At 63.9% G+C, this 15,399-nt stretch carries 14 protein-coding genes, 1 pseudogene and 1 riboswitch; of the genes and pseudogenes, 7 read left to right on the forward strand and 8 right to left on the reverse strand.

What is annotated here, in order from left to right; translation table 11 throughout:
• Nucleotides 1-127: pseudogene (locus tag ENZ74_RS05405) on the forward strand (DUF3470 domain-containing protein); the annotation flags it as partial.
• Between the two features lie 367 nt (nucleotides 128-494).
• Nucleotides 495-1,076, forward strand: a complete 582-nt coding sequence (locus tag ENZ74_RS05410; RefSeq protein ID WP_013529179.1) for a CarD family transcriptional regulator — start codon at nucleotides 495-497, stop codon at nucleotides 1,074-1,076.
• Nucleotides 1,077-1,241: 165 nt separating this feature from the next.
• On the opposite strand, the gene ENZ74_RS05415 is transcribed toward ENZ74_RS05410, so the two are convergent.
• Entirely contained in the window at nucleotides 1,242-3,011 is a 1,770-nt protein-coding gene (locus ENZ74_RS05415; RefSeq protein WP_063169188.1) for an ATP-binding protein, read from the reverse strand.
• Nucleotides 3,012-3,141: 130 nt separating this feature from the next.
• Here ENZ74_RS05415 and ENZ74_RS05420 point away from each other — a divergent pair, with 130 nt between their 5' ends.
• Together ENZ74_RS05420 and ENZ74_RS05425 are read left to right on the forward strand one after the other, a co-directional pair.
• The gene (locus ENZ74_RS05420; protein ID WP_063169189.1) at nucleotides 3,142-3,801 is read left to right on the forward strand and encodes a response regulator transcription factor; all 660 of its coding nucleotides are present in this window, start codon (nucleotides 3,142-3,144) and stop codon (nucleotides 3,799-3,801) included.
• Nucleotides 3,802-3,958: 157 nt separating this feature from the next.
• Nucleotides 3,959-4,570 carry a LysE family translocator gene (locus tag ENZ74_RS05425; RefSeq protein ID WP_024502939.1) on the forward strand — a complete coding sequence of 204 codons (612 nt, stop codon included), beginning with the start codon at nucleotides 3,959-3,961 and terminating at the stop codon, nucleotides 4,568-4,570.
• Between the two features lie 181 nt (nucleotides 4,571-4,751).
• On the opposite strand, the gene ENZ74_RS05430 is transcribed toward ENZ74_RS05425, so the two are convergent.
• From ENZ74_RS05430 to ENZ74_RS05440, 3 genes are all read right to left on the reverse strand, one after another.
• A complete protein-coding gene (locus ENZ74_RS05430) occupies nucleotides 4,752-5,522 on the reverse strand; it encodes an amino acid ABC transporter ATP-binding protein (protein WP_013529175.1) in 771 nt (256 codons plus the stop codon).
• Nucleotides 5,519-6,199, reverse strand: coding sequence for an amino acid ABC transporter permease (locus tag ENZ74_RS05435; RefSeq protein ID WP_013529174.1), 681 nt, complete (start codon nucleotides 6,197-6,199; stop codon nucleotides 5,519-5,521). The genes ENZ74_RS05430 and ENZ74_RS05435 overlap by 4 nt, the downstream gene beginning before the upstream one ends.
• Nucleotides 6,200-6,326: 127 nt before the next feature.
• A complete protein-coding gene (locus tag ENZ74_RS05440) occupies nucleotides 6,327-7,100 on the reverse strand; it encodes an amino acid ABC transporter substrate-binding protein (RefSeq protein ID WP_013529173.1) in 774 nt (257 codons plus the stop codon).
• 322 nt (nucleotides 7,101-7,422) lie between these two features.
• Here ENZ74_RS05440 and ENZ74_RS05445 point away from each other — a divergent pair, with 322 nt between their 5' ends.
• The gene (locus ENZ74_RS05445) at nucleotides 7,423-8,286 is read left to right on the forward strand and encodes an RNA polymerase factor sigma-32 (RefSeq protein WP_013529172.1); all 864 of its coding nucleotides are present in this window, start codon (nucleotides 7,423-7,425) and stop codon (nucleotides 8,284-8,286) included.
• A 24-nt stretch (nucleotides 8,287-8,310) separates the two neighbouring features.
• Here the strand turns inward: ENZ74_RS05445 and ENZ74_RS05450 are convergent, their stop codons facing one another.
• From ENZ74_RS05450 to thiB, 4 genes are all read right to left on the reverse strand, one after another.
• Nucleotides 8,311-9,780 (reverse strand): M48 family metalloprotease, encoded by a 1,470-nt coding sequence (locus ENZ74_RS05450; protein WP_024502938.1) that lies wholly within the window; start codon nucleotides 9,778-9,780, stop codon nucleotides 8,311-8,313.
• 258 nt (nucleotides 9,781-10,038) lie between these two features.
• On the reverse strand, nucleotides 10,039-10,830 hold the full coding sequence (gene thiQ / locus ENZ74_RS05455) for a thiamine ABC transporter ATP-binding protein (RefSeq protein ID WP_063169190.1): 792 nt from the start codon (nucleotides 10,828-10,830) through the stop codon (nucleotides 10,039-10,041).
• Complete coding sequence (gene thiP / locus ENZ74_RS05460; protein ID WP_024502936.1) at nucleotides 10,823-12,448, reverse strand: thiamine/thiamine pyrophosphate ABC transporter permease; 1,626 nt, start codon at nucleotides 12,446-12,448, stop codon at nucleotides 10,823-10,825. Before thiP ends, thiQ begins: the two co-directional genes overlap by 8 nt.
• Before the next feature lie 8 nt (nucleotides 12,449-12,456).
• Nucleotides 12,457-13,455 carry a thiamine ABC transporter substrate binding subunit gene (thiB, locus tag ENZ74_RS05465; protein ID WP_063169191.1) on the reverse strand — a complete coding sequence of 333 codons (999 nt, stop codon included), beginning with the start codon at nucleotides 13,453-13,455 and terminating at the stop codon, nucleotides 12,457-12,459.
• Nucleotides 13,456-13,498: 43 nt separating this feature from the next.
• Nucleotides 13,499-13,613, reverse strand: a riboswitch (TPP riboswitch).
• 87 nt (nucleotides 13,614-13,700) lie between these two features.
• On the opposite strand from thiB, the gene ENZ74_RS05470 reads away from it, so the two are divergent.
• Both ENZ74_RS05470 and ENZ74_RS05475 read left to right on the forward strand, forming a co-directional pair.
• A complete protein-coding gene (locus ENZ74_RS05470; protein ID WP_127312687.1) occupies nucleotides 13,701-14,360 on the forward strand; it encodes a thiamine diphosphokinase in 660 nt (219 codons plus the stop codon).
• Between the two features lies 1 nt (nucleotide 14,361).
• Nucleotides 14,362-15,399: ABC-F family ATP-binding cassette domain-containing protein (locus ENZ74_RS05475; protein WP_164760952.1), on the forward strand; the 1,038-nt coding region annotated here is incomplete at its 3' end.

Below are 15,399 nucleotides of genomic sequence, written 5' to 3' on the forward strand. Positions count from 1 at the left end.
CAAATAGGCCAAAAATTGGCCAAACACCCCCGCCAAGAAGAAACCGCCGGCAGACGCGAAATCCTTCGACGGCGAGGCCGGCAAGTTCGAGAAATACTTCTCCGCCGAGCCCGGCGAAGGCGATTGACAATACGGCCGGAAAGGCCGGTATTACGCAGGGTAAGAGGCACGTCACATTAACCGGCTTGACAGCCGGCGCCGGGTTGTGGCCTTCGCGTATGCAGCAAAACCTTGATTCTTCCGACTTTTTGTGTTACATCAGCGAAACATGCCGGTGACACAACGTCGATTTATGGCGCAGACGCCCCAAATCACTGAAAGGTGAAAATCCCATTCGGACCAGAGCGATCTGGGCCAGGCGGTCGCGATGTTGCGGTTTGCCGGTCCGGCTTTTCCGATGGGTTCATCTGTTGTGCGGCTAACGGTCGGTTTCTCCGATCGCGCGAGTTCGGGCCGGCAGGACGCCGGTACCACAACAAGGAGTTCAGTGCGCAATGGCAACGATCACCCCGCAGAAGAAGTCCACCGCTGCGCGTCACGGTTTCAAGACCGGCGAGTACATCGTCTACCCGGCGCATGGCGTCGGCCAGATCGTCTCGATCGACGAGCAGGAAGTTGCTGGACACAAGCTGGAACTGTTCGTCATCGACTTCTCGAAGGACAAGATGCGCCTGAAGGTGCCGGTCGCCAAGGCGACCTCCATCGGCATGCGCAAGCTGTCGGAAGAGGATTATGTCGAGCGCGCGCTGAAGGTCGTGCAGGGCCGCGCCCGCGTCAAGCGCACCATGTGGTCGCGCCGCGCCCAGGAATATGATGCGAAGATCAATTCGGGCGACCTGATCTCGATCTCGGAAGTCGTGCGTGACCTCTACCGCGCCGACAACCAGCCGGAGCAGTCCTATTCCGAGCGTCAGCTCTACGAGGCGGCGCTCGACCGCATGGCCCGCGAGATCGCGGCCGTCAACCGCATGTCGGAAACCGAAGCCGTGCGCCTAATCGAGGTCAACCTCAACAAGGGCCCTAAGCGTGGCGCCAAGGCCGACAATGAAGAGGCCGAGCAGGAAGAAGCTGCCTGATCTTTCTCACCTTTCGAGAAATCCTGCGTGAAACGATTGGAGGCTCCGGTTTGACCGGGGCCTCTTTTGCTTTCGGGCGGCAGCTTCGATGTTGGTAGGCCCTGCGCACCAGCGTGCTGCATCGCGGCTTGCCGGCGCGCCGAGCCGTCGAGCGCGCGTTTCGTTTTAACGTGTGTCGCCACTTATCGCCTTGCCGCCAAAGCAGACCGCGGTAATGGTCTCGCGCAATTCCTCGTCGGCGATCGGCTTGTGCAGGATGCGGCTGCCGCTGGCGCTGATCTCCTTGAGGCGCGCCGGCGACGTATCGCCAGTAATGATGATGGTCGGGACAAGCCGGCCGATATGGGCGTGAAGCGCACGGATCGCGTCGGTGCCGGTGGTGTCATTCTCGAGACGGTAGTCTGCGATGATCAGGTCGACCGGCGCATCGCCGGCAGCCAGCGCCGCCGTATGGGCCTCCTGCGCCTCTGCGGCGGAGCGGCCGGGATAGACACGATGTCCCTCCAGGCTGAGCAAGCGCACCATGGCATCGAGAACGTCGCCCTCGTCCTCGACCACCATGATGCCGGCGGCACTGCTGGCCGGCGATGTCGTGTCGACCTCCAAGCGAGCTTGCACCGCGCCGGCCTTCGCGACGGTGATGGAAAACAGGGAACCGCGCCCGGACGTCGAAGCCAATTTCAGGGGGTGCCCCAACAGCTCGGCGGTGCGGCGAACGATGGCGAGCCCGAGTCCCAGGCCTTGCGTGCGGTCCCGCGCCGGGTTCTGCAACTGCACGAACTCCTCGAAGACCATCCCCTGCTGATCGGCGGGGATGCCGGGGCCGCTGTCGAGGACCTGTATCTCCACACATGCGCCGCGCCGGCGACAGCCCAGCAGGACACCACCTTGCTTGGTGTAGCGAAGGGCATTCGAGATCAGGTTGTTGAGGATGCGCTTCAACATCATCGGGTCGCTGTCGACGTAGAGACTGCTGTCTACCACGCGCCACGTAAGTCCGCGTTGTTTTGCCTCGGCGGCGAATTCATTGCGAAGATCACCAAAGAGGTCGCGCAGCGGCACCGCCTCGCTCGCGACCGTGACGATGCCCGCATCGAGCCGCGAGATATCGAGCAAAGCGTTGAGCAGCCCACTGAAGTTGCTGACAACCGATTTCGCCCGGCTGGCCAGATCGCGCGCCTCGCCGGAGGGTACGTCGCCGCGCTGCCCCAATATGGCAAGCGTCGAGACCAGCAGGCTCAGGGCATGGATCGGTTGGCGCAGATCGTGACTCGCCGCCGCCAGAAAACGCGTCTTGGCACGGTCGGCGGTCTGCGCCCTGTCGCGTTCCTCTTGCAGGTGCTCGACCAGCGTTTCGTTCTCCAGTCGCAGGCTGACGGTTTCGCGCAGCATGCGGTAGGTGATACGGCAGTAGTAGAAATTGATCGCCACCAGCGATGCGAGCAGGAACAGGAAGGCGCCGGAAATATCGCTTTGGGTGGTCAAGCAGCGCAAGGCGACCGGCACCACCGTGGCCAGGATGGAACCGACCAGCGCCGGCGGAAAGGCCGACAGCGACGGCACCGTACCGCAGACGAGACCAGTCAGGACGATGACCGTGAAGGACAGCACGATCGGCGCCTCGGGCATAAAGCCGACCCAGCCAAGCACCCCCCACAGAAGGCCCGACATACAGGAAAACGCCGTGGCCAGCCATGCCCAGCGCAAGATCGAGCCGCGATCCCTTGAGCGGCTGAAAAAACGGCGCGACGCCAGCACCCGGATAGCCGTCAGCAGATACAGCGCCGCCAGCCAGCCGATCAGCCAATTGGCGGAAACGGCCGTTCTCAGAACATAGACCGCCGCCATCGAGATCACGATGTTGGAGATGACCACGCCGTAGGAATTGCGATACAGGAGTTCGACCAGGGCCTGGCGTATCTTGTCTTCCTGCATCGAATCCCTCCAATTGTCCCAAGTAATTCTCCGGCCGGTCTTCCCCGGTACCGTTGATCTACCGGCAACCTGTTTCGCATAAGTTGGCGATCGATCCATATACGCCGCTGCAGCCCTGGATGGTGCCCCGATGAACCGCTCGCTCACCGCCATACTCGCCGACGACCATGCCATCGTGCGCGAGGGGCTGAAGTTGCTTATCTCGGCTATGGACAATGTCTCGGTCGTCGCCGAGGCTGCGGATGGCGAGGCGCTGCTTGGCCAGCTGCGAAGCACGCGCGCCGACCTTTTGATCCTCGACCTCGGCATGCCAGGTGTGGCCGGGATGCAGTTTATCGCCACCATCAGGACCTTGGCGCCACGCCTGCGGATCGTGGTGCTGACGGCCAATGTCGAGCCGAGGACAGTACGCGCCGCGCTCAGCGCCGGCGCCAACGCCTACCTGACCAAGGATGGCGATCCCGAGGAACTCGGCGCTGCCATCGAAGCGGTCAAGAACGGAGGCACCTATCTGGCGAAAACCGTTCGCTTCGCGGTCAGCGATATAGGCAGGGAAAGCGAGCCGATAGCCGCGCAGGAAATCCTGTCCCCGGTACCGCTGACGCGGCGCGAACGGCAGATCCTTCAACTGGTGGCGCAAGGCATGATCACGCGCGACATCGCCGAACGACTGGGCATCAGCCTGCCGACCGCTCGCAAACATCGCGAAAATCTGATGGGCAAGCTCAGTCTCCACAACACCGCCGAACTGACCGCCTACGCGGTTCGTCTGGGATTGCCCACCGGCTGATATCGCAGCCGCTACAATGGGCAACCCGGCAACGGCCCCTTAACCATCGGCAGATTAGCCAAACCCGATCATCATCCAAATACGGCATCCGCCGTATGTTTTCGGCCTGCCCCCCGGCCTACTCCTCCCACGGCTTGATCACATGGGAGGAGCTGTCATGCCATCGCTGGATCTCTGGATTCCGTTCGCCCTCGCAACACTCGCCTTCGCCTGCATGCCAGGACCGGCGATTCTCTACATGACAGCGCAGACGCTGGCCCATGGCCGTCAGGCGGGATTGATGGCGGCACTGGGTGTCCATCTTGGTTGTTACGTGCACATCCTGGCCGCGGCGGTCGGGCTCGCCGCACTGATGGAACACGCGCCGGTCGCTTTCTTGGTGATCCGATGGGCGGGCGCCGCATATCTCATTTCGCTGGGCCTTGCCATGTTCCTGGGCTGGAACCGGATGGGCGAGGATGGTGCCAGGCCGGCCCCGAACACATTTCGCGACAGCATGGTCGTCGAGATCCTCAATCCCAAGACGGCACTGTTCTTCCTGACCTTCCTGCCGCAGTTCGTGGATCCGTCAGCCGGCATGGCCGTCGGGTTGCAGTTCCTCATCCTCGGCATCATCGTCAATCTCATCTTCTCGATGGCCGACCTTGCGGCGGTCGGCATCGCCTCGCTCGCCGTTGGCCGGTTCACTGGCGCCGGATGGGTGATCCCAAAGACATGCGGTTCGATCCTCATCGGACTTGGCGTGGCGCTCGTCAGCCATCATATCTGAACCTGCAAATGAAGAGCCGCGATTTCGAGGGAGATCTGACGGTGAAATTTCAGCGGCTGCTGGCGGCAAGGCCCGATATGCCGAAGGATGGCTGACGGCCTGCTCGCGCATCCGGCAAGATATACCGGAACCGGCGCGCCTTCGGGGCCATCGCCCGAATTCTACAGACCCTAGGCCGCGCCTACCCGCCGCCGCCTTCCTTCTCAGCCTCCTGCTTCAGCGTCGCAATGAACCGCTTCGTCCGTTGCTGCTCCGGATTGTTGAACAGCACCGCGGCCGGTCCCTTCTCGACGACGACGCCGGCATCGAGGAACACCACTTCCTTGGCGATCTTGGAGGCGAGGCGCAGATCATGCGTCGCCATCACCATGGTCGTGCCTTCACTGGCGAGCTTGCCAAGCACGTCGACCACCTCTTGCGCCAGTTCCGGGTCGAGTGCCGAGGTCGGCTCGTCGCAGAGCAGCACTTTCGGCGACGGCGCCAAGGCGCGGGCGATCGCCACGCGCTGCTGCTGGCCGCCCGACAGCGTCGCCGGCCAGGCGTCGGCCTTGTGCGCCATCCCCACCTTCTCCAGCAGAGCCAGCGCCCGCTCGCGTGCCCTCTCAGGCGCCCATTTCAGCACCGTCACCAGCCCTTCCATGACGTTCTCGATCGCGGTGCGATGCGGAAACAGCTGGAAGTTCTGGAACACCATGCCGGTCTGCAGCCGCAGGCGCTGGATATCCCTGGCCGGAACCCTGCCACCAGGATGGAATTCGAGCGTCTCGTCGCCGATGCGCACCGTGCCCGAGGTCGGGATCTCCAGGAGGTTGATACAGCGCAGCAGGGTGCTCTTTCCCCCGCCCGACGGGCCGACCAGCGCCGTGACGCTGCCTTCGGCAATGGTGACCGTCACGCCCTTCAACACGAGATTGTCGCCAAAGCGCTTTTCGATGTTGCTGAGGCCGATCATGAGCGTGCCTCCAGGAAGCCGCCATAGCGGTTGAGCCGGGTCTCCAGCCGCGTCTGCAAGGCCGACAGCACCGAACTCAGCGCCAGATAGAGGATCGCCGCCTCGACATAGAGGATCAGCGGCTCATAGGTGGTGGCGACGATGCGCTGCGCCGCCTGGAACATCTCCGGCACGGTGATGGCGGCGGCCAGCGACGTATCCTTGACCAATGAGATAAAGGTGTTGGAAAGCGGCGGCACCGCGACCCGGCCGGCTTGCGGCAGGATGGTGCGCCGCATCGCCTGGCTCCAGGTCATGCCGATCGAATAGGCCGCTTCCCACTGGCCCTTCGGCACCGACCCTATGGCCGCGCGGATGATTTCCGACGTGTAGGCGCCGATGTTGAGCGTGAAGCCGATCAACGCCGCCGTGAAGGCGTCGAGCAGGATACCGACCGACGGCAGGCCGTAGAAGATAAGGAACAGCTGCACCAGCAGCGGCGTGCCGCGGAAGATCCAGACATAGAAGCGCACCAGCGCGACCAGCGGTTTCGGACCAAACAGCCGGGCAAGCGCCGCACCCAACCCAACGGTCAGCCCAAGGACGAAGGACAACAGCGTCAGCGGCACGGTGAAGATCAGCGCCGCCCACAACAGCGAAGGCAGCGACTCCAGCATCAGTTGCAGCCAGTGCGGCACGTAAGACCCTCCAAATAAGTCGAGGCTTTCGTCGAGGCGCGACATATCACGACAAAAGCGGCGGACCGTCAAAGACGACTCGCCGCTCGATATGTCCTGTGGGCCGCGGAGCGGCCCGCCTCATAGATTACTTCGAAACGTCCTGGCCGAAATAGGTGTCGGAGATTTTCTTATAGGTGCCGTCGGCCTTGATGTCGGCCAGCGCCTTGTTGATCGCCGCGACCAGCTCCGGATCGCCCTTGCGCACGATGACGCCGGAATAGTCGGCGTTTTCCTCTTGCGCGGCGATCTTCACATTGGCGTCGGGCTTGTGCTTCTTGAAGTCGAGGAACGACAGGCTGTCATTGATCGTGGCGTCGGCACGGCCTGTCAGAAGCAGCTGGATCGATTGGTCGAAGCCATCGGTGCCGACCAGCTCGGCGCCGTTCGTTTCGGCCAGCTTGCCGAAATTCGAGGTCAGCGACTGCGCCGACTTCTTGCCCTTGAGATCGGCAAAGGTCTTGATGTCTGTGTTGTCGCCGCGCACGATCAGCACCGCCTTGGAGGCGATGTAAGGATCGGAGAAGTCGTACTTGGCCTTGCGGGCATCGGTGATGCCGACCTCGTTGATGACGGCGTCATAGCGATTGGCGTCGAGGCCGGCGATCAGCCCGTCCCACTTGCCTTCGAGGAATTCGACCTTGACGCCGAGCTTGTCGGCGATCGCCTTGGCGATTTCGACGTCGAAGCCGACCAGTGCGCCCGAAGTGTCATGATAGGTGAATGGCGCATAAGTGCCTTCCGTGCCGACCTTGATGACCCCGGCCTGCTTGATCTGGTCGAGATTGGCGCCGGCATGGCCTGCGGTGACAGCCAAGGCCTGCAGCGTTCCGGCGATGATGAGCGACTTGAGCCATTTCATTTTTCTGTGATCCCGTCCTTGGCCGGCCGACCGGCATATTGTGAGCGCTGGAAACTGACAGATGCAAGTCGAAAAAATAAGGAACAGAATTCCAAAAACAATCAGTTTCTGAAATCAGATACTCAAACTGGCGCTTTCCAGCCGACATCACGGCTATCGCGGGTAGTCCCCGGAGTCCGCCAGGCAACACATACCCGCAGCCACGGTCGCGGAACCTTTCCCGCGCATGGCAGTTCTGGCTGTTCTAGGGCACGACGCCGCCATTTCAACCCAGGCGCCAGCCAAGTTTGCAAAGTCATCCGCACCACCCAGGGAGCGCCTCATGATGGAAGACACGGCAGGACGGATCATGGTCCGCGCGGCGATGAAGGCTCCCTACCTCGAGCGTGACGAAGAGCATCGGCTTGCATTGCTCTGGAAAGAGGACAACGACCAGAACGCGCTGCACAGCATCACCGTCGCGCATATGCGGCTGGTCATTTCCATGGCCTCCAAATTCCGCCATTACGGCCTGCCGCTCGGCGACCTGGTCCAGGAGGGTCATGTCGGACTGCTCGAGGCCGCCGCCCGCTTCGAGCCGGAGCGCGAGGTGCGGTTCTCGACCTATGCGACATGGTGGATCCGGGCCTCGATGCAGGACTATATCCTGCGCAACTGGTCGATCGTGCGTGGCGGCACCAGCTCGGCGCAGAAGGCGCTGTTCTTCAACCTGCGACGCCTGCGCGCGCGGCTGGCGAATGGCGCCGAGCCACTGTCAAACGCAACGCTCTATCGCGAAGTATCGGAAGCACTCGGCGTCTCCGAAGCCGACGTGGCGATGATGGATTCGCGGCTGTCGGCTCCCGACTCCTCACTCAACATGCCGGTTGCCGACGATGCGGGTTCGACCGAGCGCATGGAATTCCTGGTCTCGGACGATCCGCTGCCCGACGAGATCGTCGGCGACAAGATCGATGTCGCGCGCCGCTCGCTCTGGCTGAGGGAGGCGCTTCGCGCGCTCAACGCACGGGAGTTGAGGATCATCGAGGAACGCCGGCTTAACGACGAGGGCGCGACGCTGGAAGCGCTCGGCGAAACCCTCGGCATCTCCAAGGAACGCGTCCGCCAGATCGAGGCCCGCGCCATGGAAAAGCTGAAGGTCGCGTTGGTGAAGCAGAATCCGGAGTTCATGGCGACTGCCGCCTGAACGGCGGCAGGCGTCCGCAGGTGCCTACTTGTCCGTGACGATCTTGACCTTGTCGCCGGCCGAAACCGCGGCACCAGGCGACAGCGCGTTGAGGACGCGGAACAGGTCGAGCTTACGGTCGACGCCGACCATCTGCGCCGAAAGCGAACCCATCGTCTGCCCAGGCTGGACAGTGACGACGCGGATGCGCAGCGGCTTCAGCGCCGCCTTTTCGGCGGCACTCAAGATCCGGAACGAGCCGCTGACCGAGCGGGCGATTGTGTCCAGCGACGTGCTGGCCGAAGGGGCCGCGGTCAGCAGCCGGTAGACCTGGCCGCCGGCGCGGATCACCGCAATGTCGAACTGCCAGCCTTCGGCGCCGGCATGCGCGGTCGCTGCCTCGTTGCCGTTGATGGTTTCCTGCCTGACGCTGCTGTCGACGAGACCAGCCACCCAGCCGCTGCGGATATAGTCCGTCAGCGCCCGGTTCTTGTCGATCGACACGCCATCGAAACGGATCGCTATGTCGCCGGGGCCGGTGGCCGTCACCGCTGCCGCCGAATTGTCGATGATGAAGCCGTCCGGTACCGTGAACGAAACGCCAAGGCCCGGATGCAGGAAGGTTTCGCCGCGTACATAGCCTTCTTCCGGCGTGTCGCCATAGAGCAGGCCGTCTATGCCGGCGAGGAAGGAATCGCGGTCGCGCGTGCCGACGCCCGGCGCGCCGAACTGGCGGGCATGGCGCTGCGCCAGATCGATGCGCTGCGGCGTATTGGGGTGCGTGGCCAGGAAATCGAGGCTGGCGTCGGTGGCGCCGCTGATCGAGCGGAAATCGGTGTAGGCCGACATTGATTGCAGGAAGCGGCCGGCGGCGAAAGGATCGTAGCCGGCCTCGCCGATCGACTTGATGCCGATGGCGTCGGCTTCCAGCTCCTGGTTGCGCGAGAATTGCGCGAGCCTCAGCTTGCCGCGGATCAACGCCGCCTTGGCGGTCGGGCTGTCGCCGAGCACATCGGAAACCACCTTGGTCGCCAGGCCTTCCTCTGCCTCGAGTTGCTGGCGCTGCAAGCCGTGATTGGCGGTGACGTGGCCCATCTCATGCGCGATGACAGCTGCAAGCTCGGCCGAATCATTGGCCAGCGCCAGGAGGCCGCGCGTGATGTAGAGATAGCCGCCCGGCAGCGCGAAGGCATTGACATTGGGCGAATTCAAAATGGTGATGCGATAGGTCTGTGTCGGGTTGGCGGACACCACCGTCAAACTACCGACCACCTTGGCGACCATGCGCTCGAGCTTGGGATCGGAATATTCGCCGCCATAGGTCGCCAGGATGCGCGGATGCTGCGCCCTGGCCAATTCGGCGAGCTTGTTGTTGGCGCCGACATTGTCCACCGTGATCGGCTTGTCGGAAGGCTGGAAGCCGGATTCCTGAACCTCCGGCGGCGTGAACATCTGGCAGCTTGCCAACGCCACGGCAAAGCCGGCCAGCGCGAGAAAGCGCGCCAGCGGTTTCATTCCCAATGTGTTAGCGCCGATCGCCAGAACGGCTTCCTTTCGGGTCCCGGCACATGACATTGAAAATCGGGGACGATCTTCAGAATGTTCACGTGCCATATCTCAAACTGCTGCAGTATCCGCGGCCCATCCCAGGGGCGGGCGCCGGATACTGCAGGCAAATCACGGCCTGTGCCGGACCGGTAGGGCGGACCTAGCCACACTCCCCCGGTCATGGCAAGCAAACGCCACATCGCCTGGAGCCGGTTTGACCGTAAATTATGTCCGCTTCCGGGCAACATCGCGTGATGTGGAATATCCGGCACCCGCGCCGATATAGCGCCGGAACGCCTCCGGACCAGCCCCGGCGAAGAAATCATCAGCCTTGCCGGTGGCGGCGACCAACCCATTGTCGACAAACACCATATGCTCGCCGATGCGGCGTGCATCCTCCGGCTGGTGGGTGACGAACAGCACTGTCATGGCGCGTTCGGCATGAACGGCGGCAACCAGATCCAGCATCTCGTCGCGTAAAGCCGGTCCGAGCGAAGCGAAGGGCTCGTCGAGCAGCAACACCGGTCGGTCGCGCACCAGCACGCGGGCCAGGGCGACGCGCTGGCGTTCGCCCCCGGAGAGCTCGCGCGGCAGGCGTTTCTCCTTGCCCGCAAGACCGGTGCGCGCAAGCGCCTCGGCGACCGCAGCGCGGTCCGCCTCGGTCAGCCGCAGGGATGGCGAGCGGCCGAGCCCGACATTCTGCTCGACGGAAAGATGCGCGAAGAGATTGTTCTCCTGGAACACCATCGACACCGGCCGCGCCGAGGCCGGCTCGGCGCTGACATCGACACCGCCGACCAGCACGCGGCCCGACCGTGGGGTCTCGAAGCCGGCGACCAGATTGAGCAGTGTCGACTTGCCCGAACCGCTCGGCCCCATGATGGCGGTGATCGTCGCCGCGGCAAACTCGACATCGAAAACAAGCGGCGCCTCGCCATAGCTGCCATAGCTGAACGACACTTTGTCCAGCCGCACCGGCGCGCCCTTCGCGAGCCCGTTGGCCGCCTTTTCACGCATCACGGACCTCCTCCCTTCCCAGCCAGTGCGCCGCCACGATCAACGCGAGACAGACGAGGCCGAGCAGCAGTGCGAGGCCGGCGGCATCCTCGGTGCGGTAGCTGCCCATCCGAGCCAGAAGAAGGTAGGGCAATGTCTGCACGGAATCACTGCCGAACAAGGCAATGACACCGAGATCGCCGAGCGACAGCGCCATGGCGAAAGCGAAGGCCGTGGCGAGCGGTCGCCGCAGCGACGGCCAGTCGACCAGCATCAGCCGGTTCCAGCCCGCAATGCCGAGCTGTGCACAGAGCCGTTCGTGACGCTCGCTCGCTGCATCATAGGCGGGACGCACGGCGCGGAGCGCAAACGGCATCGCCATCACCGCGTTGACGGTGACGACCATGACCGGAGCGATGGCGAAGACATCGCCGACATGGCGCAACAACAGGAACCAGCCGGCGCCGACGACGATCGGCGGCACGACCAGGACAAAACCGGCGCCTGTATCGGTGGCGTGTTCGAGCAGTGTCTTTGCGCCGGCACGGCGGTTCAGCGCCAGTGCCCGCCGCGCCATGGTCAGCGCCAGCGACAGCATCACCGAAAGCAGCGCCGACAGGAAGGCGAGCGCCGCACTGGTCAGCGTTGCCTGCCGGACAGTGGCCTCGCCGGCCAAGCGGGCGAGATCGGCACTCAATCCGGCCATCACGGTTGCCGCCATCGGCCCGACAACGAACAGCAGCGCCAGGACGATGAGTAGCGCGTTCAACCAGGTCTCGCTCCGATTGACCGAGAGATAGCGGCGTTGCGCGACCGGCAAATTGGTGTCGCCGACCACATTGGCGCCTAGCCGCGTCAGTGCCAGCACCACGATAAAGGTCAAGGCGATCTGCAGCAGCGTCAGTGCAACGGCCCGTGCGGGATCGAAATCGAAGCGCAGCGCCTGGTAGATGCCGACCTCAAGCGTCGTCGCGGCCGGCCCGCCGCCGAGCGTCAGCACGATCGTGAAGGATGTGATGCAGAGCATGAACACAAGCCCGGCGACGCCGGGCAGTGCGGCGCGCAGCGTTGGCCATTCGATCAGCCGGAACGCCGGCCGGGCCGCCATGCCGAGTTGGCTCGCCAGCCGCCATTGGTCGGCCGGTATGGTCTGCAGCGCCTCGAGGAACAGCCGCGTCGCCAGCGGCAGGTTGAAGAAGACATGGGCGACGAGAATGCCGGACAGGCCATAGATGCCCGGCCAGCTTCCGCCGCCGATAACGGCAAGCACGCCGGCGAAGTAGCCGGCACGGCCATAAAGCGCCAGGATGCCGAGCGCTGCAACGATGGCCGGCAGCGCCAACGGCACGGCGAAGATCTGCAGGATGAAGGCGCGGCCGAAGAAACGTGGATGCCGCGACAGAGCGCGCGCCACAAACAGCCCCGGGATGACCGAAAGCAGCGTCGACAGGACCGCTTGCCAGAGCGTGAAGCGAATGACGCGAAGCAGATAGGGATCGAAGGCTGCCCAGGCGCCCGAGAAATCATGGGCGCCCTCGAAAAGCAGGCCGGCAAACGCGCCGCCGATCAGCAGCGCGATTGCAGCGAGCGCGACAATGCCGGCACTGACGCGGGAATCCGTGGAATGCGCCGGCGCCATCGCGCTGCCTATTTGCTCATCGCCGCCAGCCATTCATCGACCCAGGCCTTGCGGTTGGCGGCGACCTCTTGCGGGCTGAACAGCAAGGTCTTCGTCGGCTTGACCAGTTTGTCGAAGGCCGGATTGAGCGGCTTGTCGGTCTTGCCTGCCGGGAACATCCAGTTGGTCTCGGGGATGGCATCCTGGAATTTCGGCCCGGTCATGAAGGCCATGAACTTGGCCGCCAGCGGATTCTTGGCTCCTGTCGTGGTGATACCCGCCACCTCGATCTGCAGATACTCGCCCTCCTCGAAGGAGGCCGCCTGGTAGCGCTCCGTGTTCTCGGCGACCATGTGGTAGGCTGGCGACGTCGTGTAGGACAGCACCATCGGCGCCTCGCCCTTGGTGAACAGCCCATAGGCCTCGCTCCAGCCCGGCGTCACGGTCAGCACCTTGGCCTTGAGCTTGGCCCAGGCCTCGGGTGCCTTGTCGCCATAGACCGACTTGACCCAAAGAAGCAGGCCGAGGCCTGGCGTCGAGGTGCGCGGATCCTGGATGACGATCTTGTCGTTGGCACTGCCTTCGATCAGCTCCTTCAGGCTCTTCGGCGGCGTCTTCATCTTCTGCGTGTCGTAGACGACAGCGAAATAGCCGTAGTCGAAGGGGACAAACGTGTCGTCGCTCCAGCCGCCCGGCACACTGACATCCGTCACCGCGCCATGCGGCGCGAACAAGCCTGACGCCTTGGCATCGGCGGTGAGATTGGTATCCAGGCCAAGCACGATATCGGCCTTGGTCGATGTGCCTTCCAATCTGACGCGGTTGAGCAGCGCGACGCCATCGGCGACCGAGACGAAGTCGACGTCGCAGCCGCATTCGGCCTCGAACTCCTTCTTCACCACGGGACCCGGACCCCAGTCGGCGGTGAAACTCTCATAGGTGTAGACGGTGAGCTTGTCCTTGGCCAAGGCGGGCCCGGACAAGGCCACGACCGTTGCTGAAACAAGAGCGTATAAAAGCGTGCGCATCGGCGCCTCCTTCGTTTGAATTGAAAGGAATTGAGGCGTCGGACTGTCCGAAACGTCTAATCCCTCCGCCGGTACAAACCGGATCAGGTTCAGCGGGTTGGCGAGACTGCCTCTCAGCCGGTCCGCGAAGATCGCGTCCGGCACCCCGTTAGAGCGTTTCGACACATAGGCCGGGCCGATCCGCCATGCAAGCGGGAGTTTGCCGCCTTCCGTTTCCCGTGCCGGGCTGGTAAGGGCCACACGATATGAGCACATTCACCATCCTGCTTGGCGGCGATCTCATCCGTACGCCACGGCTCGACCGTCAGGTCAAAGGCTCCCGCGTCATCGCCGCCGACGCCGGCATCGGTCATGCGCGGTTGCTGGGTCTCGTGCCGGAGCTGTGGGTGGGTGATTTCGATTCGGTGCCGGCCAACCTGCCGGACGATCTCGCTTCCGTGCCGCGCCGGACCTTCCCGGCGGAAAAGGACCAGACCGATGGCGAACTTGCCGTCGCCGCGGCACTGGAGCGCGGCGCGACCCGCCTGGTGCTGGCCGGCGCCTTTGGCGGCAAGCGCGCCGACCACGCTTTTCTGCATCTGTCGCTCGCCCTGCGGCTGGCGGAGGCGGGAACGGACGTGCTTTTGACCAGCGGCGCTCAGGAAGGCATCCCCCTGCTGCGCGGAACGGCCGGCCTCGACTATGCCGACGGCACGCTGTTTTCGGTGCTCGGCTTTTCCGAGCTCGACGGCCTGACCGTCACCGGCGCCAAATGGCCGCTCGCTCACGTCAAGGTGGCGTTCGGTTCGTCGCTGACCATTTCCAACGAGGTCAAGTCCGACAAGACCGGGGGCCGCCTCGAAATCGCGCTCGGCCATGGCCGCGCGATGCTGCTCGCTCATCCCTATCCCTTACCTGAAAGCTGACATGGCCCCGCCCCTTCTCAACCTTGATGGGATAAAACTGACCTTCGGCGGCACGCCGCTGCTCGATGGCGCCGCCTTGACGGCTTCGGCCGGCGACAAGATCGCACTGGTCGGCCGCAACGGGTCCGGCAAGTCGACCCTGCTGAAGATCGCCGCCGGCCTGATCGAGCCGCAGGACGGCGAAGTGTTCCGCCAGCCTTCGGCGACCGTCCGCTATTTGCCGCAGATGCCCGACATGGAAGGTTTTGCCACTGTCCGCGCCTATGTCGAGGCCGGGCTTGGCCCCGCCGACGATCCCTACCGCGCCAGCTATCTGATGGAGCATCTCGGCCTGTCGGGTGAGGAACGTCCGAACGACCTGTCGGGCGGCGAGGCGAGGCGCGCCGCCCTTGCCCGCGTCATGGCGCCGGAGCCCGATATCCTGCTGCTCGATGAGCCGACCAACCATCTCGACCTCTCGGTCATCGAATGGCTGGAAGAAGAACTCATCCGCACCTCCTCGGCGCTGATCGTCATCTCGCACGACCGCCGCTTCCTCGAACGCGTGTCGCGCGCCACGGTCTGGCTCGATCGCGGCCAGACCCGCAGGCTGGACAAGGGCTTCGGCCATTTCGAGGAATGGCGCGACCTGGTTCTGGAGGAAGAAGAACGCGAGCAGCACAAGCTCGGTCGCCAGATCGTTCGCGAAGAGCATTGGCTGCGCTACGGCGTGACGGCGCGGCGCAAGCGCAACATGCGCCGGCTCGGCGAGTTGCAGACCATGCGTCAGCGTTTTCGCGGTCATCGCGGGGCCGAAGGGTCGGCGATCATGGTGGCGAGCGACGCCACCGAGTCCGGCAAGCTGGTGATCGAGGCGAAAAACATCGAAAAGAGCTTTGGCGATCTCACCGTGGTCAAGGCGTTTTCGACCCGCATCCAGCGTGGCGATCGCGTTGGCCTGGTCGGGCCGAACGGCGCCGGCAAGACCACGCTCTTGAAAATGCTGACCGGCGAGATGAAGCCGGACGCCGGCTCGGTGCGGCTCGGCACCAATCCTGTC

This window comes from Mesorhizobium sp. M7A.F.Ca.CA.002.15.2.1, assembly GCF_003998715.1.
Lineage (GTDB): Bacteria > Pseudomonadota > Alphaproteobacteria > Rhizobiales > Rhizobiaceae > Mesorhizobium > Mesorhizobium ciceri.

Bases quoted from the DNA above. Each gene is read 5' to 3' on its own strand.
- ENZ74_RS05470 (WP_127312687.1), top strand. From the start codon at position 13,701: ATGAGCACATTCACCATCCTGCTTGGCGGCGATCTCATCCGTACGCCA.
- thiP (WP_024502936.1), bottom strand. From the start codon at position 12,448: ATGGCGCCGGCGCATTCCACGGATTCCCGCGTCAGTGCCGGCATTGTC.
- ENZ74_RS05425 (WP_024502939.1), top strand. From the start codon at position 3,959: ATGCCATCGCTGGATCTCTGGATTCCGTTCGCCCTCGCAACACTCGCC.
- thiB (WP_063169191.1), bottom strand. From the start codon at position 13,455: ATGCGCACGCTTTTATACGCTCTTGTTTCAGCAACGGTCGTGGCCTTG.
- ENZ74_RS05430 (WP_013529175.1), bottom strand. From the start codon at position 5,522: ATGATCGGCCTCAGCAACATCGAAAAGCGCTTTGGCGACAATCTCGTG.
- ENZ74_RS05420 (WP_063169189.1), top strand. From the start codon at position 3,142: ATGAACCGCTCGCTCACCGCCATACTCGCCGACGACCATGCCATCGTG.
- thiQ (WP_063169190.1), bottom strand. From the start codon at position 10,830: ATGCGTGAAAAGGCGGCCAACGGGCTCGCGAAGGGCGCGCCGGTGCGG.
- ENZ74_RS05440 (WP_013529173.1), bottom strand. From the start codon at position 7,100: ATGAAATGGCTCAAGTCGCTCATCATCGCCGGAACGCTGCAGGCCTTG.
- ENZ74_RS05445 (WP_013529172.1), top strand. From the start codon at position 7,423: ATGATGGAAGACACGGCAGGACGGATCATGGTCCGCGCGGCGATGAAG.
- ENZ74_RS05410 (WP_013529179.1), top strand. From the start codon at position 495: ATGGCAACGATCACCCCGCAGAAGAAGTCCACCGCTGCGCGTCACGGT.
- ENZ74_RS05450 (WP_024502938.1), bottom strand. From the start codon at position 9,780: ATGAAACCGCTGGCGCGCTTTCTCGCGCTGGCCGGCTTTGCCGTGGCG.
- ENZ74_RS05415 (WP_063169188.1), bottom strand. From the start codon at position 3,011: ATGCAGGAAGACAAGATACGCCAGGCCCTGGTCGAACTCCTGTATCGC.